This is a genomic window from Streptomyces sp. NPDC002680, from assembly GCF_042889145.1.
In the GTDB taxonomy this organism is placed as follows: domain Bacteria; phylum Actinomycetota; class Actinomycetes; order Streptomycetales; family Streptomycetaceae; genus Streptomyces; species Streptomyces adonidis.
Window position 1 is genome coordinate 349,724 of the sequence record NZ_JBIAQP010000012.1, and the last position, 20,934, is coordinate 370,657.

The 20,934-nt window shown below is 69.5% G+C and carries 13 protein-coding genes; 7 read left to right on the forward strand and 6 right to left on the reverse strand.

What is annotated here, in order from left to right:
* The gene (locus tag ACFYXF_RS30975) at nt 1-3,285 is read right to left on the reverse strand and encodes a discoidin domain-containing protein (protein WP_389354510.1); all 3,285 of its coding nucleotides are present in this window, start codon (nt 3,283-3,285) and stop codon (nt 1-3) included.
* A gap of 141 nt (nt 3,286-3,426) precedes the next feature.
* The gene (locus tag ACFYXF_RS30980) at nt 3,427-4,455 is read right to left on the reverse strand and encodes a LacI family DNA-binding transcriptional regulator (protein ID WP_389354512.1); all 1,029 of its coding nucleotides are present in this window, start codon (nt 4,453-4,455) and stop codon (nt 3,427-3,429) included.
* 223 nt (nt 4,456-4,678) lie between these two features.
* Between ACFYXF_RS30980 and ACFYXF_RS30985 the strand changes: the two genes are divergently transcribed.
* The 5 genes from ACFYXF_RS30985 (at nt 4,679) to ACFYXF_RS31005 (ending at nt 11,956) form a co-directional block, all read left to right on the forward strand.
* On the forward strand, nt 4,679-5,974 hold the full coding sequence (locus tag ACFYXF_RS30985; RefSeq protein WP_389354513.1) for an ABC transporter substrate-binding protein: 1,296 nt from the start codon (nt 4,679-4,681) through the stop codon (nt 5,972-5,974).
* A 105-nt stretch (nt 5,975-6,079) separates the two neighbouring features.
* Nucleotides 6,080-6,958, forward strand: coding sequence for a carbohydrate ABC transporter permease (locus ACFYXF_RS30990; protein WP_389354515.1), 879 nt, complete (start codon nt 6,080-6,082; stop codon nt 6,956-6,958).
* 13 nt (nt 6,959-6,971) lie between these two features.
* On the forward strand, nt 6,972-7,793 hold the full coding sequence (locus tag ACFYXF_RS30995; protein ID WP_389354516.1) for a carbohydrate ABC transporter permease: 822 nt from the start codon (nt 6,972-6,974) through the stop codon (nt 7,791-7,793).
* Between the two features lie 25 nt (nt 7,794-7,818).
* Nucleotides 7,819-9,762, forward strand: coding sequence for a glycoside hydrolase family 127 protein (locus ACFYXF_RS31000; protein WP_389354518.1), 1,944 nt, complete (start codon nt 7,819-7,821; stop codon nt 9,760-9,762).
* Nucleotides 9,763-9,802: 40 nt separating this feature from the next.
* Nucleotides 9,803-11,956 carry a glycoside hydrolase family 127 protein gene (locus ACFYXF_RS31005; protein ID WP_389354520.1) on the forward strand — a complete coding sequence of 718 codons (2,154 nt, stop codon included), beginning with the start codon at nt 9,803-9,805 and terminating at the stop codon, nt 11,954-11,956.
* Nucleotides 11,957-12,004: 48 nt separating this feature from the next.
* Here the strand turns inward: ACFYXF_RS31005 and ACFYXF_RS31010 are convergent, their stop codons facing one another.
* On the reverse strand, nt 12,005-15,154 hold the full coding sequence (locus tag ACFYXF_RS31010; RefSeq protein ID WP_389354522.1) for a glycoside hydrolase: 3,150 nt from the start codon (nt 15,152-15,154) through the stop codon (nt 12,005-12,007).
* 195 nt (nt 15,155-15,349) lie between these two features.
* Here ACFYXF_RS31010 and ACFYXF_RS31015 point away from each other — a divergent pair, with 195 nt between their 5' ends.
* A complete protein-coding gene (locus ACFYXF_RS31015; RefSeq protein ID WP_389354524.1) occupies nt 15,350-15,976 on the forward strand; it encodes a hypothetical protein in 627 nt (208 codons plus the stop codon).
* Between the two features lie 103 nt (nt 15,977-16,079).
* Complete coding sequence (locus ACFYXF_RS31020) at nt 16,080-17,807, forward strand: hypothetical protein (RefSeq protein ID WP_389354525.1); 1,728 nt, start codon at nt 16,080-16,082, stop codon at nt 17,805-17,807.
* 82 nt (nt 17,808-17,889) lie between these two features.
* On the opposite strand, the gene ACFYXF_RS31025 is transcribed toward ACFYXF_RS31020, so the two are convergent.
* The 3 genes from ACFYXF_RS31025 to ACFYXF_RS31035 all read right to left on the reverse strand — a co-directional run bounded on the left by ACFYXF_RS31025 (nt 17,890) and on the right by ACFYXF_RS31035 (nt 20,926).
* On the reverse strand, nt 17,890-18,543 hold the full coding sequence (locus ACFYXF_RS31025; RefSeq protein ID WP_389354526.1) for a cutinase family protein: 654 nt from the start codon (nt 18,541-18,543) through the stop codon (nt 17,890-17,892).
* Nucleotides 18,544-18,623: 80 nt separating this feature from the next.
* Nucleotides 18,624-19,862 (reverse strand): PucR family transcriptional regulator, encoded by a 1,239-nt coding sequence (locus ACFYXF_RS31030; RefSeq protein ID WP_389354528.1) that lies wholly within the window; start codon nt 19,860-19,862, stop codon nt 18,624-18,626.
* A 122-nt stretch (nt 19,863-19,984) separates the two neighbouring features.
* The gene (locus ACFYXF_RS31035) at nt 19,985-20,926 is read right to left on the reverse strand and encodes an alpha/beta hydrolase (protein ID WP_389354530.1); all 942 of its coding nucleotides are present in this window, start codon (nt 20,924-20,926) and stop codon (nt 19,985-19,987) included.
* Nucleotides 20,927-20,934 lie beyond the last annotated feature (8 nt).

The following is a 20,934-nucleotide window of genomic DNA, read 5'->3' on the forward strand; positions in this document are numbered from 1 at the left end:
TCAGGGTCCGTACGCCTTGACTTCGAGGAGTCCGACGGAGCTGGTGCCGGTGGCGGTGAGCAGCACCCGTAGCCGGGTGGTGCTGGTGGCGGTGAACGACACCGAGTTGTACTGGTTCTTCGCCAGCGCGTACGCGCCCGCGCCCGGCACGTCCACGTACGCGCTGCCGTTCCAGTACTGGAGCTTCCAGGCCGAGGGCATGTCGATGCCCTGGTCGTCGTCGAAGAAGTACACGTCGGCCCTGTTGAGGGTCTTCGCGGTCGGCCAGGTCAGCTCGGCCCACTGCTGGCCCGTCTCCGGCCAGGTGCCCCAGCGCGGGTTCACCGTGTCGTTGGAGGAGGGCGGGTCGATGCCGTCGTTGATCGCGGCGACGCTCTCCCAGGCGGAGGTGTAGGACGCGGACGGTGTCGCCGAGGACGCCTGGTTGGCCGGTGGTTGCGGCGGCTGGACTCCGCCCCGATTGAGGACCTTGACCTCTGTCAGGCCCGTTTTCGCGCCGGAGGCGTTGGTGGCCAGGACGCGGACGCGCTGGGCGGTGACCGCCGGGAACTGCACGAGGTTGTAGTTGGCGCGTGGAGCGGTCGGCGTCCTGGTCTGGCTCGGCGCGTTCACCCATGAACTGCCGTCGTAGTACTGGATGGTGTACGCGGACGGCGCCCGGTAGGTCGTACTGGCCGGGCGGCTGTCCTTGAAGTACAGGCGCACCTCGTTGAGCGTGCGGGCCGCGCCGAAGTTCAGCTCGTACCAGTCCTGGCTGTTGGCGGAGCCGCCCGCGCCCCAGAACGGCTCGTTGGTCGGATAGCCGTCGACCGCGCCCGAGACCGAGCTGCCGGACCCCGTGTACGAGGCCGAAGTCGTCGCCCCGGACGCCAGGTTGGTCAGATCGGCGGTGAGATCGACGCCCGCCTTGGCGAGCATGTCGACCATACGTGGGCTGCTCTGGACGACCTGGTTGGGTGCCTGGAGTCCGGCGACCGCCGTGTTGTAGGTGACCGTGCCGCTGGTGGTGACGGAACCGGTCGCCGGGTCCCAAGTGAAGGGGACCAGGGAGTTGACGGTGGCGGCCCGGTTGCCGTTGACGTAGATCGAGTAGCCCTCCGGAACGCCCGGGTAGCGCACCACTCCGTCGGCCGGGTCGTCCCAGACAATCGACAGGTCGGCGTTGCGGTAGCGGAGGTTGTTGACGGTGAAGTGACTCCAGCCGATGTCGATCGGGGACAGCTCCACCTTGGCGTCACTGCGCGGCCGGAGACCGGCGACGTCCTCGATGACCGTCCAGTTGCTGCTGCCGAGGATGTTGTGGTGGATCCAGGAGCGGTAGTTGATGGAACTGCCGTTCCAGTCCGCCCAGAACTCGTTGGCGTCCGGCCACTGGGTGTTGCCGCCGACGTACTGCGCCCAGGTGTTCCAGTACAGGAGCTTCTTGTAGTCGGTCGCGTTCATCCACGAGTTGGGGTAGTTGCGCAACACCGAGGAGTACAGGCGGAATTGGACGGTCGAGTTGATGGTCGAGAAGTTGTTGGAACCCGGTTCCCCCGCGTCGGCCGCCGCCTGCTTGTCGACCTGGTTGGCCGTGTAGAAGGGGAAGATCGGGTACTGCGCCGGGTCGTCGTACAGGCGCAACGCCTGCTTGTAGGCAGTGGTGTTGGGGACCGCGCCGACCGCGAACGGGTAGTAGTTGTTGATCTCCTTCCAGGGCACCCACTCGTTCGTCGACTTCAACCGGTGCTCGAACAACTGCCGGTTGGGGTTCCACAGCACGTTGACGATGGCGTCCTTGATCTGCGTCGCCAGCGTGCGCATCTCGGTCGCCTTGGCCGTGTTGCCGATCGCCTCGTAGGCCTGCGCGGCGGCCAGGGCGCCGCTGTACTGGTAGGCGGACTCGGCGCGGTCCATGTTGCCGGGCTTCCAGTGGAAGGAGACCGCGTCGGCGTCGTTGCCGGTCAGCGCGCCCCAGTCGTACTCGATGAGCTTGTTGTTGTCGTGGTCGTAGTAGGCCAGTTGACCCTTGACATCGCCCTCGGCGTACCGCGCCAGGTTGGCGGCGATGCCCGGCTGGCCGCCGTGGATCTGGTAGCTCTTCCAGGCCGCCTCGGCGATGTACTGGGTGTAGCTGTTGGACCAGTTCTCCGGGTCACCCGGGTTGTCGAGGAACCGCCCGCCCTTCGAGGTCTGGCCGACGCTGAGCCAATCCCCGTACGCGTAGGCCGGGTTGCGCAGATACTTCAGGTCGTCGATGTGCATCGGCTGGGTCAGCGCGATCGCGTTGTTGTAGCCGAGGACGCCCTCGGTCGACGTCGGGAACTGGAAGGTCTGCCCTGGGATGTCGGCGTCCAGGTTGTTGAAGCGCATCAGCCACCAGCGGTAGTAGACGCTCTTCTTGATCGCCGGTTCCGGAACGTCGATGTAGGGCACGTTCTGCGCCCACCACAGGTTGTAGGCCCTGACGTGCGTCGCGAAGGCGGTCGCGTTCGAGTAGCCCGCGTAGGCGTTGTACTCGGTGAGCGACTCGGGGATCTCGTCGGTGACAAAGCCCATCACCACCTTCGCGGTCACCGTGGCCCCGGCCGCGACCGTCACCGATCGGTTGAGACCGCCGCTCGACACCGTGAAACCGTCGCCGGTGAGGCGCGGGCGAAGAGTGGTCAGGCTGTTGTACGCGTTCACCTGGCCGGTCAGCTCGCTGCCGGTGCCCGTGGTGGCGTACGGCGAAGTCGCCCGTAGTTGCAGGGTCGTTGAGCTGCTGCCGGTGTTCCTGATCGACAGGTTGGTCACGGCCACGTTGTTGTCGGTGATGAACTTGGTCTGGCTGACCGTGACCGACCCGCTGGTGTGGACGCTGTTCCAGTGGCTGGGCATCTGGCGGCGCTGGGCGACCTGTTCGGTGAAGGTGCCCGGGCTGATCGCGACGGTGTAGGCGTTCTGGTTGTTGACGCTCTCCCAGTAGGCGACGTTGCCGCCGAAACCGAGCACCGCCGGGTTGTGGGTCTTCATGAACAGGGCGCGGCCCCGACTCATCAGCCAGGGCCCTGCCGGGTCGTCACCGGTACGGGCGAGCAGCCGGTCCATCCAGAAGTCGGTGCCCGAACTCTCCGCGTCGTAGATGGACTTCATCATGTCGCCGGTGGTGTGGGCGACGGGCGGAGCCGGGATCGCGGGGCCGCTGAAGGTGGGGAACCCGATGGTCTGCGCGGCGCGAGCGGGGGTCGCGGTGAGGGCGGAACAGGCCAGCAGCGCCAGGACGACCAGGAGGCGTTGTAAGGCGGGTTCGATTCGTCTTCGCATCGGATGCTCCCCTTTGCTGAAACGACCTAAAAGGTTTTCGCAACGTAGGAGCGAGCTGATGGAGTGTCAAGAGTGGTGGTCGATAGCCCAGTTCATCGGCGGCGGGATTCAGGACAGCAGCAGGACCCAGGACAGCGGGATTCAGGACAGCGGTGCCGTCGAGCCCCGGATCACCACCCGGCAGGGCAGCGCCTCGATGCCCGAGCGCCGGCCCCCGCCGATCGCGGTGAACAGGGCGTGCGCCGCCGCCCGGCCGACCTGCTCCAGGTTCATGTCGACGCTGGTCAGCGGCGGCCGGGCGCCGGAGGTCAGGACGTGCCAGTCGTCGAAGCCCATGACCGACACGTCCTCCGGGACCCGACGGCCACGCTCGCGCAGTACGTCCATGGCGCCGCGCGCTATCTGGTCGTTGCCGCACAGCACCGCGTCGACATCCGTGTGCCGGTCGAGCAGCAGCGCGGTGGCCGCCCGCCCCCAGCCCTCCGACCAGGCGCCGAACCTGGGCTCCTCGACCGGGGTCAGACCGGCGTCGGCGAGCGCGGCCAGGGCACCCTCGGACCGCTCCCGCGCCGCGAGATACCCGGGGTCGCCGGTGATGTGCGCGATCCGGGTACGCCCGCACGCCAACAGGTGGGTCACGGCGATCCGGCCGGCGTCGACGTTGTCGGGGACGATGGACAGATCGTCCGGGTCGTCGGACGGGGCGTACGCGTAGACCACCGGGACCGGCAGCTCCCGGCCCAGGGACGGACGCGGATCGGTCCGGCTGCCCACGACGATCAGACCGTCGACCCGGCGGCCCAACAGCGCCCGCACATGGTGCTGTTCGCGGATCGCGTCCCCCCGGGCATCGCACAGGAACACGGCGACCTCGCCCGCCCCGAAGGCGTCCTCGGCGCCCATGAGGATCGGGATGCTGAACCGGCCCTCCAGGTCGCTGGTGAGCAGCCCGACCGTGCCGGTGCGCCCGGCGAGCAGACCGCGCGCCAGCTGGTTGGGGCGGAACGAGAGCCGCTCGGCCGCGTCGACCACCCGCTGCCGGGTCTCGGCGCGCACCTGGCTGCGGCCGTTGAGGGCCTTGGACGCGGTGGCGATGGACACGCCCGCCAGCCGGGCCACGTCGCTGAGGGTGGCGGGCTGCGAACGAGAGGGGCCGGTGGCCTGTGCCATGGATGAACTCCTGTCTCGCCTTGCGTGCGTAAACCGTACGCGAGTTGTTTCGGCCGAGGTGGCTCCCGCGCACTTTCACAGGTTTCGGTGTGTGTGGCGGGCGTGGCATCAGGCTCCGACTTCCCTTCTGTGCAAGGGGATTGACGGACCATGAGCCGAGTCCTAGCTTCAGAAAGCCTTTTCGGTTTCTTTCCGGCGCAGAACCCACACGAGGGGGATCGTTATGGGGCACAGAGTTGCCACCGGCGCCGTCGCGCTTCTCGCCGCCGTGAGCCTGGTCACCGCCTGCGGTTCCGGCGACAACGGCTCGAACGGTGGCGGAGGGGGTGGCGGGGGAGCGGCCGGTGCCACCGGCGTCGACGACGGTGCCACGCTGACGATGTGGACCCGGGCGGCGACCCGGCCGCAGAGCGAGGCCCTGGTCAAGGCGTACAACGCGAGTCACAAGAACAAGGTCGAGCTGACCGTCGTCCCCACCGACGACTACCAGGCCAAGGTCGGCGCGGCGGCCGGCTCCAAGGATCTGCCCGACCTGTTCGCCTCCGACGTGGTGTTCGTCCCGAACTACACCTCCAGCGGCCTCTTCGCCGACCTCACCGAACGCATCGACGCCCTGCCCTTCGCCGACAGCCTCGCCCCGTCCCACATCAAGGCGGGCACGTACGAGGACCGGAAGTACGTCGTCCCACACACCCTCGACCTGTCGGTCCTCTTCTACAACAAGGACCTCTACCGGCAGGCGAAACTCGACCCCGAGAAGCCGCCCACCACCCTCGGCGAGTGGGACCAGCAGGCCCGCGCCGTGGACGCGCTCGGCGGTGGCGTCAACGGCACGTTCTTCGGCGGGAACTGCGGCGGCTGCGGGGTCTTCACCTGGTGGCCGTCCATCTGGGCCGCAGGCGAGGACGTACTGAACGCGGAAGGCACCGAGGCAACCCTTGACTCCGCCACCGCGAAGAAGGTCTACGACACCTACCGGGGCTGGGTCGACGACGACATCGTCGCGCCCGGCGCCCGCGACGAGACCGGCGCGACCTGGACCGGCGTCTTCCCCAAGGGACAGGTCGGCGTGATGCCGATGCCCTCGACCACGCTGGGCCTGATGCCGAAGGACCTGGACCTCGGCGTCGCTCCCATCCCCGGACCCGACGGCGGCAAGTCCACCTTCGTCGGTGGCGACGCGATCGGCATCTCCGCCACCAGCGAGTCGGCCGACCAGGCCTGGAACTTCCTCGCCTGGTCCCTGGGCGACAAGGCGCAGGTGGATGTGGTCGCCGCCCACAAGGACGTGGTCGCGCGGTCTGACCTCGCGTCCAACAAGTACTCGGACGCGGATCCGAGGCTCGTGACCATCAACGAGCTGGTGGGGGAGGGGCGTACTCCGTACGCCTTGAAGTTCGGCCAGACCTTCAACGACCCGAATGGGCCTTGGCTGAGCCTGATGCGGGATGCGGTGTTCGGTGACGGGTCGGATGTGGAGAAGGACAACGACGCGGTGAGCGCTTCGCTGGCGGACTGAGCTTGGCCGCTGAGAGGCAGGGGCGCAGCCCCGCCTCTCAGGGGCGCGGGGAACTGCGCGACCAGCCCCCACTCACCCGCAGCGACAGGAGAGGAGAGGAGCCCCATGCGCTGGCGCACCCGCAAAGCCCAAGGCCTCGCCTACGCCGCGCCCACCGGCGTCTTCGTCACCGTCTTTTTCCTGCTGCCGCTCCTCCTCGTAGGCCAGATGTCCCTCAGCGACTGGCCCCTCCTCGCCGGCGACCGAGGCCTCAACACCCCCGAGAACTACACCGACGCCACCGACACCACCCTCTTCTGGCCGGCCGTCCGCTTCACACTCCTCTACACAGTGATCGTCACGGCGATCCTCCTCGGCCTCGCCCTTCTCCTCGCCTTACTCGTGCAGGAGTCCCGCCCGGCGGCCGGCTTCTTCCGTACGGTCTATTTCCTGCCCAGCGCCCTCGGGCTGGCCTCTGCGTCCCTCCTCTTCTGGGGGCTGTACAGCCCGACCACCGGACCCCTCAGCCGGATCCTCGAAAACCTGGGCCTGGTCGATGACCCGGTGTCGTTCCTCGGGACCCCGACCTCCGCGCTCCTCTCGACGGTCTTCCTGATCGTCTGGAAGTTCGCCGGGTTCTACATGCTGATCCTCCTCGTGGGCCTCCAGCGCATCCCCCACGAGGTGTTCGAGGCGGCCCGGATGGACGGCGCGAGCCGGGGCCAGATCTTCCGCTCCATCACGCTGCCGCTGCTGCGTCCGTCCCTCGCGCTGACGCTGCTGCTCTGCGTGACGGGATCGCTGCTCGCCTTCGACCAGTTCTTCGTCCTCACCAAGGGCGGACCGGACAACAGCACGGTCACCGTTGTCCAGTTGATCTACCGGGAGGCCTTCCAGCGGATGAACCTCGGTACGGCGGCGGCCCTTTCGGTGATCGTCCTGGCCGTACTGCTGCTCCTCAACGCCCTCCAGTTCCGCGGTCTGCGCCGCGCCGACGAGTCATGAGAGGGGCCCGACCGTGCTGACCCGAGCCCTCGGCCGTACGCCCTACTACGTCGTCGCAGGAGGGCTGGCCGTCATCTTTCTCTTCCCCCTGCTGTGGAACGCCTGGGCCTCGGTCAGCGGACAACCCGGCACCGCACAGGAGTCCGGCTACGGCCTCGGCAACTACCGGACGCTCCTCGACTACGACGCGGGCCTGTGGCAGTACTTCCTCAACAGCACCGTCGTCTCCGCGCTCACCGTCGCCCTGACCCTCGGGGTGTCCCTGCTGGGCGGCTACGCCTTCGCCCGCTTCGACTTCCCGGGCAAGAACCTGCTGTTCCTGCTGACGCTGGCGATCCTCATGGTCCCGTACGCCACCCTCCTCATCCCCCTCTACGTGCTGCTCGGCCGGCTCCACCTCCAGAACTCGCTCATCGGGCTGAGCCTCGTCCTGACCATGTTCCAACTGCCGTTCGCCACCTTCATGATGCGGATCTCATTCGAGGCGGTACCGCGTGAACTGGAGGAGTCGGCGCTCGTCGACGGCTGCGGTACGGCGGGTGCGCTGCGCCGCGTGCTGCTCCCCGCCGTACGACCGGGGCTGATCACCGTCGGCCTGTTCGCGTTCCTCGCCGCCTGGAACGACTTCATCGCCCCGCTGATCCTCATCTCCGACAGCGAGAAGGCGCCCCTGCCGCTGGCCGTCGCCAACCTCCGTCAGCAGAGCATGGGCGCCGTCGACTACGGCGCCACCGAGGCCGGTGTGGTGGTCCTCGCGGTGCCCTGTCTCCTTCTCTTCCTGCTGCTGCAACGGCACTACGTACGGGGCTTCATGTCGGGCGCGCTAAAGGGCTGACGATCCGAATGAGAGGCATCAATTGGTGAGCGAGAACCGAGAGTTGTCGACCGCACTGCCCGTGGCCCCGACCCGGGGACGACTGCGCCCCCTGGGCCTCGACGAGGTCAGGATCACCGGCGGATTCTGGGCCCGGCGCCGCGAGACCAACGCCACCGCCACACTCGCCCACTGCCGTGACTGGATGGAACGCGTCGGCTGGACAGGCAACTTCCGGGCCGTCGCCGAGGGTCGCATCCAACACGACCGGCACGGAAGGGAGTTCGCGGACTCGGAGATCTACAAGCTCCTCGAAGCGATGGCCTGGCAGGCAGGCACCGGTCAGAGTGGAGTGCTCGACCACGACATCGCAGCCCTCACCACGGCCGTCGCATCCGCCCAGGAACCGGACGGCTATCTGAACACCGCCTTCGGTCACCCCGGACAGCAGCCCCGCTACAGCGACCTCGAATGGGGTCACGAGCTGTACTGCTACGGGTTTCTGATCCAGGCGGGCATCGCCCAAGCCCGGACCCGTGGCGAGGGCGAGCTGACGAAAGTCGCCCGCCGCGCCGCCGACCACATCTGCGCCACCTTCGGCCGAGGCGGCATCGAACGCGTCTGCGGCCACGCGGAGATCGAGATGGCCCTCGTGGAACTGGGCCGACTGACGGGCGAGCAGCGCTACCTCGACCAGGCCGCGCTGTTCATCGAGCGCCGAGGCCAAGGCACCCTCGCCGACGGCGAGTTCGGCCGCGTCTACCACCAGGACGACGTGCCGGTACGGGACGCGACGGCACTGCGCGGCCACGCCGTCCGCGCCCTCTACCTCGCCTCCGGCGCGGTCGACGTGGCTGTGGAGACCGGAGACGAGGAGTTGCTCGCGGCGGTCGTACGGCAGTGGGAGGCCGGGGTCGCCCGGCGCACCTATCTGACCGGCGGCATGGGCTCGCACCACCGCGACGAGGCCTTCGGCGACGACTTCGTCCTCCCGCCCGACCGCGCCTACTCGGAGACCTGCGCCGGCGTCGCCTCCGTCCAGCTCGGCTGGCGACTGCTCCTGGCCACCGGCGACCCGCGCTACGCCGACCTCGCCGAGCGAACCCTGTTCAACGTGGTCGCCACCTCCCCGTCCGAGGACGGCCGGTCCTTCTTCTACGCCAACACCCTGCACCGGCGTCACCGGGGTGCCGTGCCTGCCGCCGACGAGGTGAGTCCGCGCGCCGAATCGAGCCTGCGCGCCCCCTGGTTCGCGGTCTCCTGCTGCCCGACGAACGTGGCACGCACCCTGGCCCAGCTCCCCGCCTACCTCGCCACGGCCGACGACCAGGGCGTCCAGCTCCACCAGTACGCCGACGCGGAGATCGCCACGACCCTCACCGGCGGCCACGCGGTCGCCCTCAGCGTCCACACCGACTACCCGTCCGGCGGAAACGTGACGGTACGGATCGACAGCTCGCCCCCGACCCACCCCTGGACCCTGTCGCTGCGCGTCCCCGCCTGGACCGAGGGCGGCACGACCTACCTGGTCGACCCGGACGGAATCTGCCGTACGGTCGACCCGGGGACGGCGGAGGTCACCCGGGTCTTCCGGCCCGGCGACGAGATCCGGCTCGAACTCCCCGTGGCCCCACGGTGGATCGCGCCGGACCCGCGCATCGACGGCGTACGCGGCACGGTCGCCGTCCAGCGCGGCCCGCTGGTGTACTGCGCCGAGTCCGTGGACCTGCCGGGCGGACGTGAGGTGGACGCCGTACGCGTGGATCCGTCCGTCGAGCCGGAGGACGGGCCGGACGGCACCGTGGTCGCGTCGGGCGAACTCGTCGAACAGGCCGAGGTCGATCCGAGCGAGACCGCATGGCCGTACCGGCCACTGGACCGGGCCACCGTTTCCGACGCCGAGCACGCGGGAATCGTCCTGGTTCCCTACAACTCCTGGGCGAACCGCGGCCCTTCGACGATGCGCGTGTGGCTGCCCACGACCACCTAGCCCTGGACCAGGCCCCCGAACCCCACGATCGGAGCCCGAGATGACCCAACCCCCCACCCGCAGAGGCCTGTTGAGACTCGCGGCCGCGAGTGCGGCATCCGCGCCGCTCACGTACGCGATACCGGGGGCGCACGCGGCGGCTTCGGAGTTACCCGCGTCAGGCGTCGCTCTCCCCGTGCCCGTCCCGCCCGCCACCTGGGCCGTACACCCCTTCCCCCTCGACCAAGTCACCCTGGGCGAAGGCGTGTTCCGTCGTAAGCGCGACCTGATGCTGGAGTACGCCAGGGCCTACCCGGCCGACCGCATCCTGGCCGTCTTCCGGGCCAACGCCGGGCTCGACACCCGGGGCGCGCAGCCGCCCGGCGGCTGGGAGACCGCCGACGGCAATCTGCGCGGCCACTTCGGCGGTCACTTCCTCACCCTCGTGGCGCAGGCGTACGCCGACACCCGCGAGGCCGCGCTGAAGACCAAGCTCGACTATCTGGTCACCGCACTCGGCGAGTGCCAACAGGCCCTGGCGGACCACGGATCGCCGAGACCGAGCCACCCCGGATACCTCGCGGCCTACCCGGAGACGCAGTTCGTCCTGCTGGAGAGCTACACGACCTACCCCACCATCTGGGCGCCCTACTACACCTGCCACAAGATCATGCGCGGCCTCCTCGACGCCCACACCCTGACCGGAAACCAGCAGGCCCTGACCATCGTCTCGAAGATGGGCGACTGGGTGCACAGCAGGCTGAGCCGGCTGCCTCAGGCGCAGTTGGAGCGCATGTGGTCGATCTACATCGCCGGTGAGTACGGCGGTATGAACGAGGTGCTGGCCGACCTGTACGCCCTCACCGGCCGGGCGGAACACCTTGCCGCCGCCCGCTGTTTCGACAACACCGCGCTACTGGACGCCTGTGCCGAGAACCGTGACATCCTCGACGGTCGGCACGCCAACCAGCACATCCCCCAATTCACCGGCTACATACGGCTGTTCGACCACACGGGGGAGGGCGAGTACGCCGCCGCCGCGCGCAACTTCTGGGGCATGGTCGCGGGTCCACGGACTTACAGCCTGGGCGGCACGGGTCAGGGCGAGATGTTCCGGGCGCGGAACGCCATCGCGGCGACCCTCGGCGACAACAACGCCGAGACCTGTGCGACGTACAACATGCTGAAACTGAGCAGGCAGTTGTTCTTCCACACCCCCGATCCGGCCTATCTGGACTACTACGAGCGGGGGTTGACCAACCACATCCTCGCCTCCCGCCGAGACGCCCGCAGTTCGGACAGTCCGGAGGTCACGTACTTCGTCGGGATGGGGCCGGGAGTCGTGCGCGAGTTCGGCAACACCGGTACGTGCTGCGGCGGTACGGGGATGGAGAACCACACCAAGTACCAGGACTCGGTGTACTTCCGCTCTGCCGACGGCAACGCCCTGTATGTGAACCTCTATCTCGCGTCGACCCTGCGCTGGCCGGAGCGGGGCCTGGTCGTCGAGCAGACGAGCGACTACCCGTCCGAGGGCGTCCGCACCCTGACCTTCCGCGAGGGCGGTGGCAGCCTCGATCTGAAGCTCCGGGTGCCGTCCTGGGCCACGGGAGGCTTCGCCGTCGCGGTCAACGGGGTTCCACAGGCGGCGACTTCCGCACCCGGCAGCTACCTCACCCTGAGCCGGAACTGGCAGCCAGGCGACCGGATCACCGTCTCCGCCCCCTACCGACTGCGTGTCGAACGGGCCTTGGACGACCCCACGGTCCAGTCACTGTTCTACGGACCGGTCCTGCTGGTCGCCCGGAGCCAGACCACGACCTTCCGCACCTTCTCCTTCTACAAGGACTTCACCCTGCGAGGCGACCTCGCCGCCTCCGTGAAACCCGAGGGCTGTCCGCTGCACTTCACCACGCACGGGCTGACCCTGGCCCCCTTCCACATCGCCGACACCGCCCCCTACCACGCCTACTTCAGGCGCTCCGAGCCCGTCGTCGTGTTCGGCACGGCCACTTCCGGCGTACCGAACCGCGCCCGCCCGGACGGCCCGACCTTCCTCGACGTGCTCTGGGAGCGGGCTCCCTTCGCCACCCAGGGGGCCTTCCTGGACGCGGTCCGGGTCCTCGCCGACGGCTGGCTGGCGCAGGGGCTGTTCAGCAGGACGGAGCGGGACGCGGTCGTAGCCGCCGCAGTCCGGGCGAACCTGAGGCGCTGAAGGGAGGGGAGGGGGACCGACCGGTTCCCCTCCCACCGGAGCGTGCCCTCAGCGTCGTACGAGCGCGATCCGGTACGTCGTCGTCCGCGTCCCGTGCTCGCCGGTCACCGTGACGACGGCCCGCGTCCGGCCGTGCTCGCGGATCGTCTCGAACGTGACGTTCGCGTAGGGGTCGCGGGCCGTCGCCGTGATCACGGCACGCGCCGGATCGCGGGTCGTGACCCGGTAGTCGGTTGTCGCGGGGTCGAACGATGGGACCGGGACTCCGCCCACCTCGATCGACTCGGCTGCGGAATCCGAGGAGGCGGCAGGGGACTTGGCGTACACCTCGACCTCGCTCATCGTGATGTAACCGCCCTGACGCGCCGTCATGACCACACGCACCCCGGTCGTCGGCCCCGTCGTCAGCGATACGTCGATCACCGGCGTGCCCTCCGTCCCGACCGGCACGGGGTCGCTCGCGTCGGTCCATGTGTCGCTGTCGGCCGCCCGCACCTGGACCTTGAGGCTTTCGGGGAAGGACGCGTTGGACCCGTCCCGGTGGAAGTACGCGACGACCCTGCTCAGGTCGCGGGCCTTCGGCAGTGTGAACGTGATGGTGTCCGAGGGGTTCTTGGTGTTCCCCGGTTTCCAGTTGGACCACGCCTTCTCCGACAGGTCGCCGTTGCGCAGCCGCTCCGCCGAGTAGCCGCTCTCGGTGAAGGTGGCGGCGACGGATACGTCCGGGTCGGGCGCGATGTTGGTCACCACCGGCTCCGTGACCTGGACGCGCACGGTCGCGTCGGCCGTACCGCCGCCGACGATCAGGGCGGTGCCGTGCAGGGTGACGACGCCGATGGTGTCGTACGCCCCGTCCGGTGCCGGGTCCCAGGTCACCGGCAGGTCGGTCCGGCCGCCGTGCGCGCCGACGCCGACGACTGTCGCGGGCAGCTCCGGGTGCCCGCCGACGTACGTCTTGGCGCGGGCGGGCAGGGTCGAGGCGATCGTGTCGATGGTGACGACCGCCGTCGCGGAGATCGTGCGCCCGAGTGCGTCGGTCGCCTCGCCCCTGACCCGCACGGTCCCGGGATGCCGCCAGGCCCGGTCCGACGGCACGCTCCACACGACGGGGAGGGCACCCCGGGCGCCGTCCCGGAACACCGGCGTCACCGTGGTCGGCAGCTCGGGCCGCAGACCGGGAACGGTGAACACCTTGGCGGGCTCGGTGCGCAGTACCGTCTCGTCGGGCACCGCCCAGCGCTGGTTCGCCGCCGAAGTCGGGGTGTACGTCGACACCTTGGCGCCGTCCGCCGAGGACTGGCCGGTGACGTCGAGCAGTCGGCCGGTGGCGGCGTTGACGAAGGTCCAGGTGTTGTCGCCGGTGGTCGACAGGAGCCACTGGGAGGCGCTGTCGGGCTTTCCGGTCGGCGGGTCCTCCAGTACGGCCAGGTTGTCGCGTACGGCGAGTTGCTTCCCTGTGGTGGCGGTGGTGAGGGCGTAGCGTTCGCGGTTCTCGGTGCCGGGCGTCAACTGCCGTACGGACCAGAGCTGTTGGGGGCTTGTCGCGTCGGTCGTGCGGATGACGACGCCGGTGCCGTCGTCCGACGGGGTGAGCGACTTGCCGCTCTGGGTGCCCTGGAGCCGGTAGACATGGCCGGGCTGGACGAGGGCCGCGTCCTTCGCCACCCCGCTGACGCCCTCGACCAGGAAGGTCGTGACCGACTTCGCGGGGACGGTGAGTGTCGCCGACCTGCCCGTCACCGGGACCGGTGTGCCCCGTACGAGCGCGCCGTCGGCGCTCGTCACCACGGGTGTGACGGAGGCCCGGCGTCCGATCTCGCCGAAGCGGGAGAGATCGAGGGTCACGGAACGGGCGGACGTACCGCTGTTCACATGCACGGCCGTCGCCGCGTGGCCGGACGCCTTCACCGCGGCAACGGTCGACGCGTCGTCGGTCTTCACGAAGTGGTCGCCGGGGCGGATGTAGTGGGTGAAGTTCCGGATGGTGTGGAACTTGGAGTTGGCCTTGATCGGGCAGGTCTCCAGGGTGTCCGCGGCCGTGCAGTTGAACGGGACATGGATACTGCCCCAGTTCTTGCCGGCGGCGGCCTGCGGGATCGAGTCCTCGACGGGCTGCCAGAACACCCAGGCGGAGGGCTCCAGTTCACGCATGTCGTCGACCATCCGGGTGGCGATGCCGAGCCCCGGTTCCATGCCCGTGAAGTCGGTGCCCGTGCCCCAGGTGCCCTCGACCTCGCTCATCCACAGCTTCCGGTCGGCGCCCTTGGCGATGTCCCGGGCGCTGGTGCGCTGTCCCGTGCCGTAGGTGTGCACGTTGAGCTGGTCGACGGCGGCCCGGGCCTCGGCACTGTAGGCATTCCAGTTCTGGGTGAAGATACCGGGGTTCGTCTCGTCCATCGCGGAGATCGTGGCGTCGGTCTGCGCCCCGGCAAGTGCCTTGTCGAGGGCCAGAATTACCTTCTGTTGGAGCCCCGGCCCGGCGTGCGCGCCTTCCTGACGGCCGCCCGTGGGCTGACCGTCGGCGCCCAACTGGGTACCCCAGTAGTTGGTGTTGGGCTCGTTCAGCGGATCGATGGTGTCGAACTCGATCCCGTGTCGCTTCTCCATCTCCTCGGTGACCTTCACCAGATAGGTCGCGAACTCGTCGACACGGTCCGCGCGGATCTGGTCCGTGTTCGCGTCGAAGCCCCCGGAGACGTATCCGCTGACGGTCTGGAACCAGGGCGGCGAGTTGCTGAACGCCTCCCAGGTGGTGACCTTGTCCTTGATCTGGTCCACCCACCAGCGCTGGCCCGCGTCGGCGTCCCAGTTCCAGTGGTCCGGGTTGTTCGGGTCCCACCAGTCCATGTCCTTCTGGGTAGTGCCCTCGGGGGCCTTCCAGAAGCCGTCCATGGTCGCGCCGGCCTTCATGTAATCGGTGCGGACGTCCGGGGCGTTGCCGCCGCCGATGTTGTAGCGGGCGATGTTGAGGGCGAGCCCGTCGTCGCCGAACAGCATGTCCACCAACTGCCTGCGCACCGGCTCCGGATAGCCGCCCGTCGCGTTGGCGAACCAGACGAGACTCGTGCCCCAGCCCTCGAACTCCTGCTGCTGGTACGACGGATCGATCCGTACCGTGACCGCGCTCTGTGCCGCCAGGTCCGCGCTCGTATCCGCGCCCGTCGCGGACGGTGCGACCACGAGACCCGCACCGAGCATCAGAGGAACCGCTGGAGCCAGTACCTGGACCAGGCGACGGCGATACCGAGGGAACACGGCACTCCCTTCCAGAACACGGAGACGAACAGAACCGAACAGAAAGAATCGCGTTCACGGCATGCTTGATTACGGGAATGGACACGTCAAGATGGTGTGCACGTTCCTCTTCGGTCCTCCCTCCCCACAGGAGTCCCCATGAGTTCACAGTCGAGCTCCCTGCGATCCCCTTGGCGCAACACGGCGGTTGTGGCCGCCCTCGCAGCCGCGATGCTCGCAGGTCCCGGCATCGCACAGGCCGCCCCACAGGCCGCGCCGGTGGCCGGCGAGCGGGCCGCGGCGGCCACCATCACCTGGACCCTCGTCCGCGCGAGCAACCCCACGACGGACCAGCAGAGTGCATACAACCTCATCACCACGGCCATGAACGCCGCGGTGAACCGCTACAACAACGTCAGCGACCTCGGGAAGGCCATCACCGTCCGGTACGAGCCCGGCGTGCCCACCGCGGACGGCAACATCAACGGCGCCATCCGCTTCGGCAGCAACCGCAGTTACATGACCGAGCGGACCGCCCTGCACGAGATCGCCCACACGATAGGCGTGGGCACCAGCTCGGGCTGGTCCTCCCTGGGCGGCAGCGGTACCTGGACCGGCGCCCAAGCCACCGCCCTCGTCCGGCAGTTCGACGGTTCGAGCGCCAAGATCTCCACCGGCGGCGGCCACTTCTGGCCGTACGGCCTCAACTACGAGAACGAGTTCTCCGGCACGGCGGCCGACCGCCATGTGCGGATCGTCGCCGCCATGAAGAACGACGGTCTGTAGGCGACCGGGGCCGGTTGCCGCCTGGTGACAAAGGTGTCGCCGGTGGCTGCGTTCTTGTGAGCACCGCCTGATCGCACGGTCACCGCCGCCCTACGGTCCGGCTATGAAGACGAGTCGCAGCAGAGGGAGTTCGTGGCGCAGCACCGCGCTTGCGGTGCTGCTGACCACCGGGACGCTCACCCTGGCGGCCCCGGACGCGCGAGGCGAGAGCACGCGCACCGAGGACCCCGTGACGTTGTCGAGCCCGGGTGCGGTCGCCGGGGTGACCGAGACGGTGGTCCGGGTGAAGGCACCGCTGCCGGCGTCCTTCGGGGCCCGGCCGGCCGCGTGCGACTGGCTGTCGTACCTGCGCTACCGCTCCTCCGAAGGCCCGGCGGAATCGGTCGACGCCGACCGGATCCTCGTCGCCCAGCCGGGCATCCTGGAGGGCGCCGGGGCGTTCGACAGCGTCGCCCGCAACAGCGTGGCGCGGGCTGCCGAGCGCGGCCTGCACATCGAGTTCTGGGCGCTGGACCGGCGTTCCAACTGCCTGGAGGACCACACCGGTACCGACTCCGGCGACCAGCACACGGCCGTCGACTACTACTACCGGGGCAAGCAGGTCGAGGGCCGTACGTTCGCCGGGTTCCTCGGCAACGACAAGCTCGGATGGATGGCGAAGCTCGGCATCGAGCAGACCGTCCGTGACCAATACGCCCTGCTCACCGCCGAGTTGCCCGACCAGGCGCTGCGCGAGGAGAAGGTGCTGTGCGGCGGGCACTCCCTGGGCGGGGTGATCACCGGGTACTTCGCGACCGCCGACTTCGACGGGAATCCGGCCACCACCGCCGACGCCGGACACCGCCAGTGTGCGGGCTACTTCGCCCTCGACACCACCGTCTCCACCTCGTTGGCCGACCTGAGCGGCTCCATCCCGGACGACACCAACCTGCCCGACATCGGCCTCGGTTACGGCGTCGTCCAGGCCGGGCTCGACAGCGGAGTGCTGCCGCGTTCGCTGTCCGCGCCGGTCCTGCTCAACGCAGAGACGATGACCCTGCTGGCCATCGCTGGCGTGGGTGCCGTACGGGACGGGGGCGGCGAGGCCGACCTGCCGTCGTATCTGCCCGCGAACGTCAACATCGAGGCGACGAACCGCTTCCTGTTCTCCAAGGACGCCGCCGCCTTCCTCACCGGCTCACCGGCCGTGAAGGACTTCCGGCTCACCAACGAGGCGGTGCTCGGCGCGCTGCTGGACGACAACTCCGTACCGCTGGCGTTCCTGCAGAGCAGCGTGGGGTTCTTCGACGGCGGGCCGATCGTGGACAAGACCTTCCCCGTCGCCAACGGCGGTGACCAGCAGCCGGGGCTGTTCGGCACCGCGTACAAGGCCATCCCGGACCGGCCGCACGGGCCGCTCTACACGTGGCGGAACTACGACCGCGTCGGCGATCCCGACGACCCCGGGTACCGGTCGGCGGACGGGACGCCGTTCACCGGCGCGGGCAAGGAGGTCACCGACATCCAGGAGCTGGCCCGCAGTCTCGCCGAGCAGCCGCTCGACTTCACCGAGCAGTACTTCCCGACGAAGCTGGTGACCGATCTCCAACTGGCCACCTCCCCGCAGGTGAAGCGGCTGATCGTGCACCCGGAGGGGCTCACCGCCGATCCGACGCTCACCGTGCTGGCGGGTGACGGGCTGCTCGCGGGGCGGGTCCCCGCCGACCTCGATCCCGTGGTCGCCGACGGTTATCAGCACCTCGACGTGCTGACCGCGGCGCCCGAGCAGAACAACGGCCTGCCCGAGCCGGTCTCCGCCGCACTGACGGAGTTCGCCCGGGAACCCAAGTAGCTTCCCTCCCATGGAAGAAGGGCCCGGGAGGAATTTCCTCCCGGGCCCTTTCCTTTCCTGTCCGTTCCGTACGGCCTTCGGCTCAGACCTTGGTCGCGGCGAAGTCGGCCGCCGCACCCGCGTTCGCGGTGTAGCCCAGGTGGGCCAGCACGTCGTCGCCGCCGTTCTCGCAGATGGGGTCGCCCTCGGCGCAGAAGTCGATGGTGCGGCTCTGGTAGGTGCCGGTGACGCTCTTGCCGATGGCCCGGATCGGGTTGCCGAACAGCAGCAACGCGGCGACCCTCGGCTCCAGCGCGGCCGGAATGGTGGCCACGATCGGGCTGCCGACCACCGCGCCGGCGCTGCTGATTCCGACGGAGTTGTCGACGACGTTCGCTCCCTGCGAATAGCCGACCAGAATGAAACGCTGGCTCGGACAGGAAGCCGCCTGGCTCCTGACTTGGTCCACCAGATCCGAGTTGCCCTGGGCGGCCGAGGTCAGGGAAAGGTCAGCCGGATAGTCCACCTTGTAGCTGGACAGGCTTTTGCCCGTCAGTTTCCGCTGGAGCGCGGAATACACCGGGTCGCCGACGATCGCGCCGAGCGTGCCAGGCTCGAACGTGCCCCGAGCAGCGACGACGTCGATGTCGGTGCAGGCGGCGGCGGTCACGGCGGCGGACGCGGCTGGCGTCGGGACGGTGGTCAGTGCGGCCCCGCCGGCGAATGCGAGCGCGGCGAGACAGTAGCGGATACGCATGGGGATCCTTTGCGGGTGAGGCGCGTACAGCGCCTATGGAAAAGGACGTCCCGAACGTATTCGCGTTGCCGCACCGAGGGTTATGGACGGGAATTCAGGAATTCCTCGCCTTTTTGTGCCGAGGTGAGTGCCAGGATCAGATCCAGACGGGTGCCCGGATCATGCAGCGCGGCCTCGCCGAAGAGCTTCTCCAGCTGGCGCAGGCGATAGCGGACCGTCTGCGGGTGGATGTGCAGCCGGGCGGCGACATCGGGCACGTTGCTGCCGCTGAGCAGCCACGCGATCAGCGTCTCCGCGAGCCTGCCGCGCTGCTGCTCCGAGACCGTGTCGAGGGGAGCGAGGGCACGCGTCCGGAGCTGGTCGAGCATGGGCTCGTCGCTGTGCAGCAGCAGGGTCGAGAGGTGGTCGGCGCAGCGCACCACGCCCTGTCGGGGCAGAATCCCGCGCCCCATCAGTCCGAGCGCCCGGGTGGCCCAGTGCAGCGACCTGGCGGCCTCGGTGAGCGGCACCGTCGGCCCGATCGCCGCCGGCCGCCCGCGCAGGGCGAGGGTGAACGCCCGGCCGCCGAAGCCGCCCGAGCCGTCCGGGTCGGGCACCAGCATCCGAGGCGGCCGGGTCTCCATGTCCACCAGCGCCCCCGCCGCCGCCAACGGCCGCTCCTCGTCCCGCTGTTCGGGCGTGGCCGCGAGGACGACTACCGCGACGTACGGCGGTACGGTCCACCGGGCGCCGTGCGCCAGGTCCCGCACCGCCTCCGGGGACACCGGCCCCTCGCCCAGCAGCAGGGCGAGCAGCCGCCCCCGGCGCCGTTCCAGCTCGTCCGTGTTGCGCAGCTGCCCCTCCGCGTACCCCGCCGCCGCGGCCTCGGCGACCTCGTGCACGGTCCGGAACGCCAGCTCGCCCAGCCCGGCCATGACCGAGGAGTCAAGGCCGAGTTCCTCCGTCGTACGGCCCAGCAGCCGCCAGGCGTGCAGACCCCCGACCCGCAGCGCGGACTGCAGCGTTTCGAGGCTGTGGCCCTCCAGCGCCTCGCCGCGCCCCAGTTCGTGGTAGATCGCGGTGATCGAGTCTCCCTGGTGGCCCGGATCCGCGATGTGGTCGACGAACAGGGTGAGGGCCTGCACGACCCCGGATCTGAGGTGCGCGCGGTCCGTGCCGTCGGCCGACCGGGCGGCGTACTCCGGGACCTGTCTGCAGACCTCCTCCTCCACCTCGTCGGCGACGGACTCCAGTTGGTCGCGCAGCAGTCTGGCCAGTTCGGGCGGCACGGCGGCGGCACCGGGGCCGTCGGGGGCGCCGTGCGGGGCGGGGGTGGCCACGGCGGGCCCTCCTTTCACCCGGAGGCGGCTCACCCTAGGGCTGTTGCCCGTGGGGCGGGGGACAAGTCCGGGATTGGACGGACGTCCCCTGCGCTCCGTTCCGTGCCCCGACGGCACGGGCCTCACTCCGGCACCCCCAGCGCACGGGCGAGCATCGGCCACGACGCGCTGAACTCCCCCTTCCAGTAGGCCCAGCTGTGTCCTCCTCCCGCGTAGTAGTGGGTGGTGACCGGGACGCGGAGCAGGGCGAGCGTGTCGGTGAAGGCGTGCGCGGAGAGCCACAGGGCGCTCTCCAGCGCCTCGGGCAGCCAGTCCCCGGTGCCGCCGACGATCCCGCTGCCGCTGGAGACGTACAGCGGGGTGCCGCGCAGCCCCTCGGCGCGGGCCCGCGGATTGAAGTCGCGCCAGGTGAGGAGGTTCAGGAGAGGGCTGCCCCAGAGGGAGCGGGGCGACAGGTTCTCGCGGGCCACGATGGCGTCCACCAGTGGGGGCACCCCGGGCGCGGTGGTGTCGAGGATGCCGCTGTACGAGGCCGCCGCCGCGAACTTGCCCGGATGGCGTGCCGTGTGCGCCATCGCGCCGTAGCCACCGGTGGAGACCCCGGCGACGGCCCGGACACCGGAGGCCCGGTACTCGCGGGCGAGCAGCGCGGGGACCTCCGTGAGCTGGAAGGTCTCGTAGTCGGGCCCGCCGCGCCAGGCGCTGGGAATGCCGGTGGGCCCCGCGTCCGGCATCGCCACGATCAGGTCCCGGCCCTCGGTGAACGCCTCGATGTCCGTCTCCCGGGTCCAGGACGTGTAGTCGTCGTGGGCGCCGTGCAGGAGATAGAGGACGGGATAGGTCCGGCTGGTCTGGGTGTCGAACCCCGACGGCAGGATGAGCCGCACCGGCGCGCTGCGGCCCAGGGCGGGCGACGCCACGGAGACGTCCAGGGTGCGTGGACCGAGACGGGTCGCGGCGTGCGCGGTGGCGGTTCTCGCGCCGAGCAGTCCGGTGAGCCCGACGGCGGCGGCTGCCTTGGCGACGGTGCGTCGGGACACTCCTGTGGCGTGGTGGTGGGACATGGCGGCTC

Coding starts and splice junctions, on each gene's coding strand:
- ACFYXF_RS30980 (WP_389354512.1), bottom strand. CDS start 4,455: ATGGCACAGGCCACCGGCCCCTCTCGTTCGCAGCCCGCCACCCTCAGC.
- ACFYXF_RS30985 (WP_389354513.1), top strand. CDS start 4,679: ATGGGGCACAGAGTTGCCACCGGCGCCGTCGCGCTTCTCGCCGCCGTG.
- ACFYXF_RS31035 (WP_389354530.1), bottom strand. CDS start 20,926: ATGTCCCACCACCACGCCACAGGAGTGTCCCGACGCACCGTCGCCAAG.
- ACFYXF_RS31005 (WP_389354520.1), top strand. CDS start 9,803: ATGACCCAACCCCCCACCCGCAGAGGCCTGTTGAGACTCGCGGCCGCG.
- ACFYXF_RS30990 (WP_389354515.1), top strand. CDS start 6,080: ATGCGCTGGCGCACCCGCAAAGCCCAAGGCCTCGCCTACGCCGCGCCC.
- ACFYXF_RS31015 (WP_389354524.1), top strand. CDS start 15,350: ATGAGTTCACAGTCGAGCTCCCTGCGATCCCCTTGGCGCAACACGGCG.
- ACFYXF_RS31025 (WP_389354526.1), bottom strand. CDS start 18,543: ATGCGTATCCGCTACTGTCTCGCCGCGCTCGCATTCGCCGGCGGGGCC.
- ACFYXF_RS30975 (WP_389354510.1), bottom strand. CDS start 3,285: ATGCGAAGACGAATCGAACCCGCCTTACAACGCCTCCTGGTCGTCCTG.
- ACFYXF_RS31020 (WP_389354525.1), top strand. CDS start 16,080: ATGAAGACGAGTCGCAGCAGAGGGAGTTCGTGGCGCAGCACCGCGCTT.
- ACFYXF_RS31010 (WP_389354522.1), bottom strand. CDS start 15,154: ATGCTCGGTGCGGGTCTCGTGGTCGCACCGTCCGCGACGGGCGCGGAT.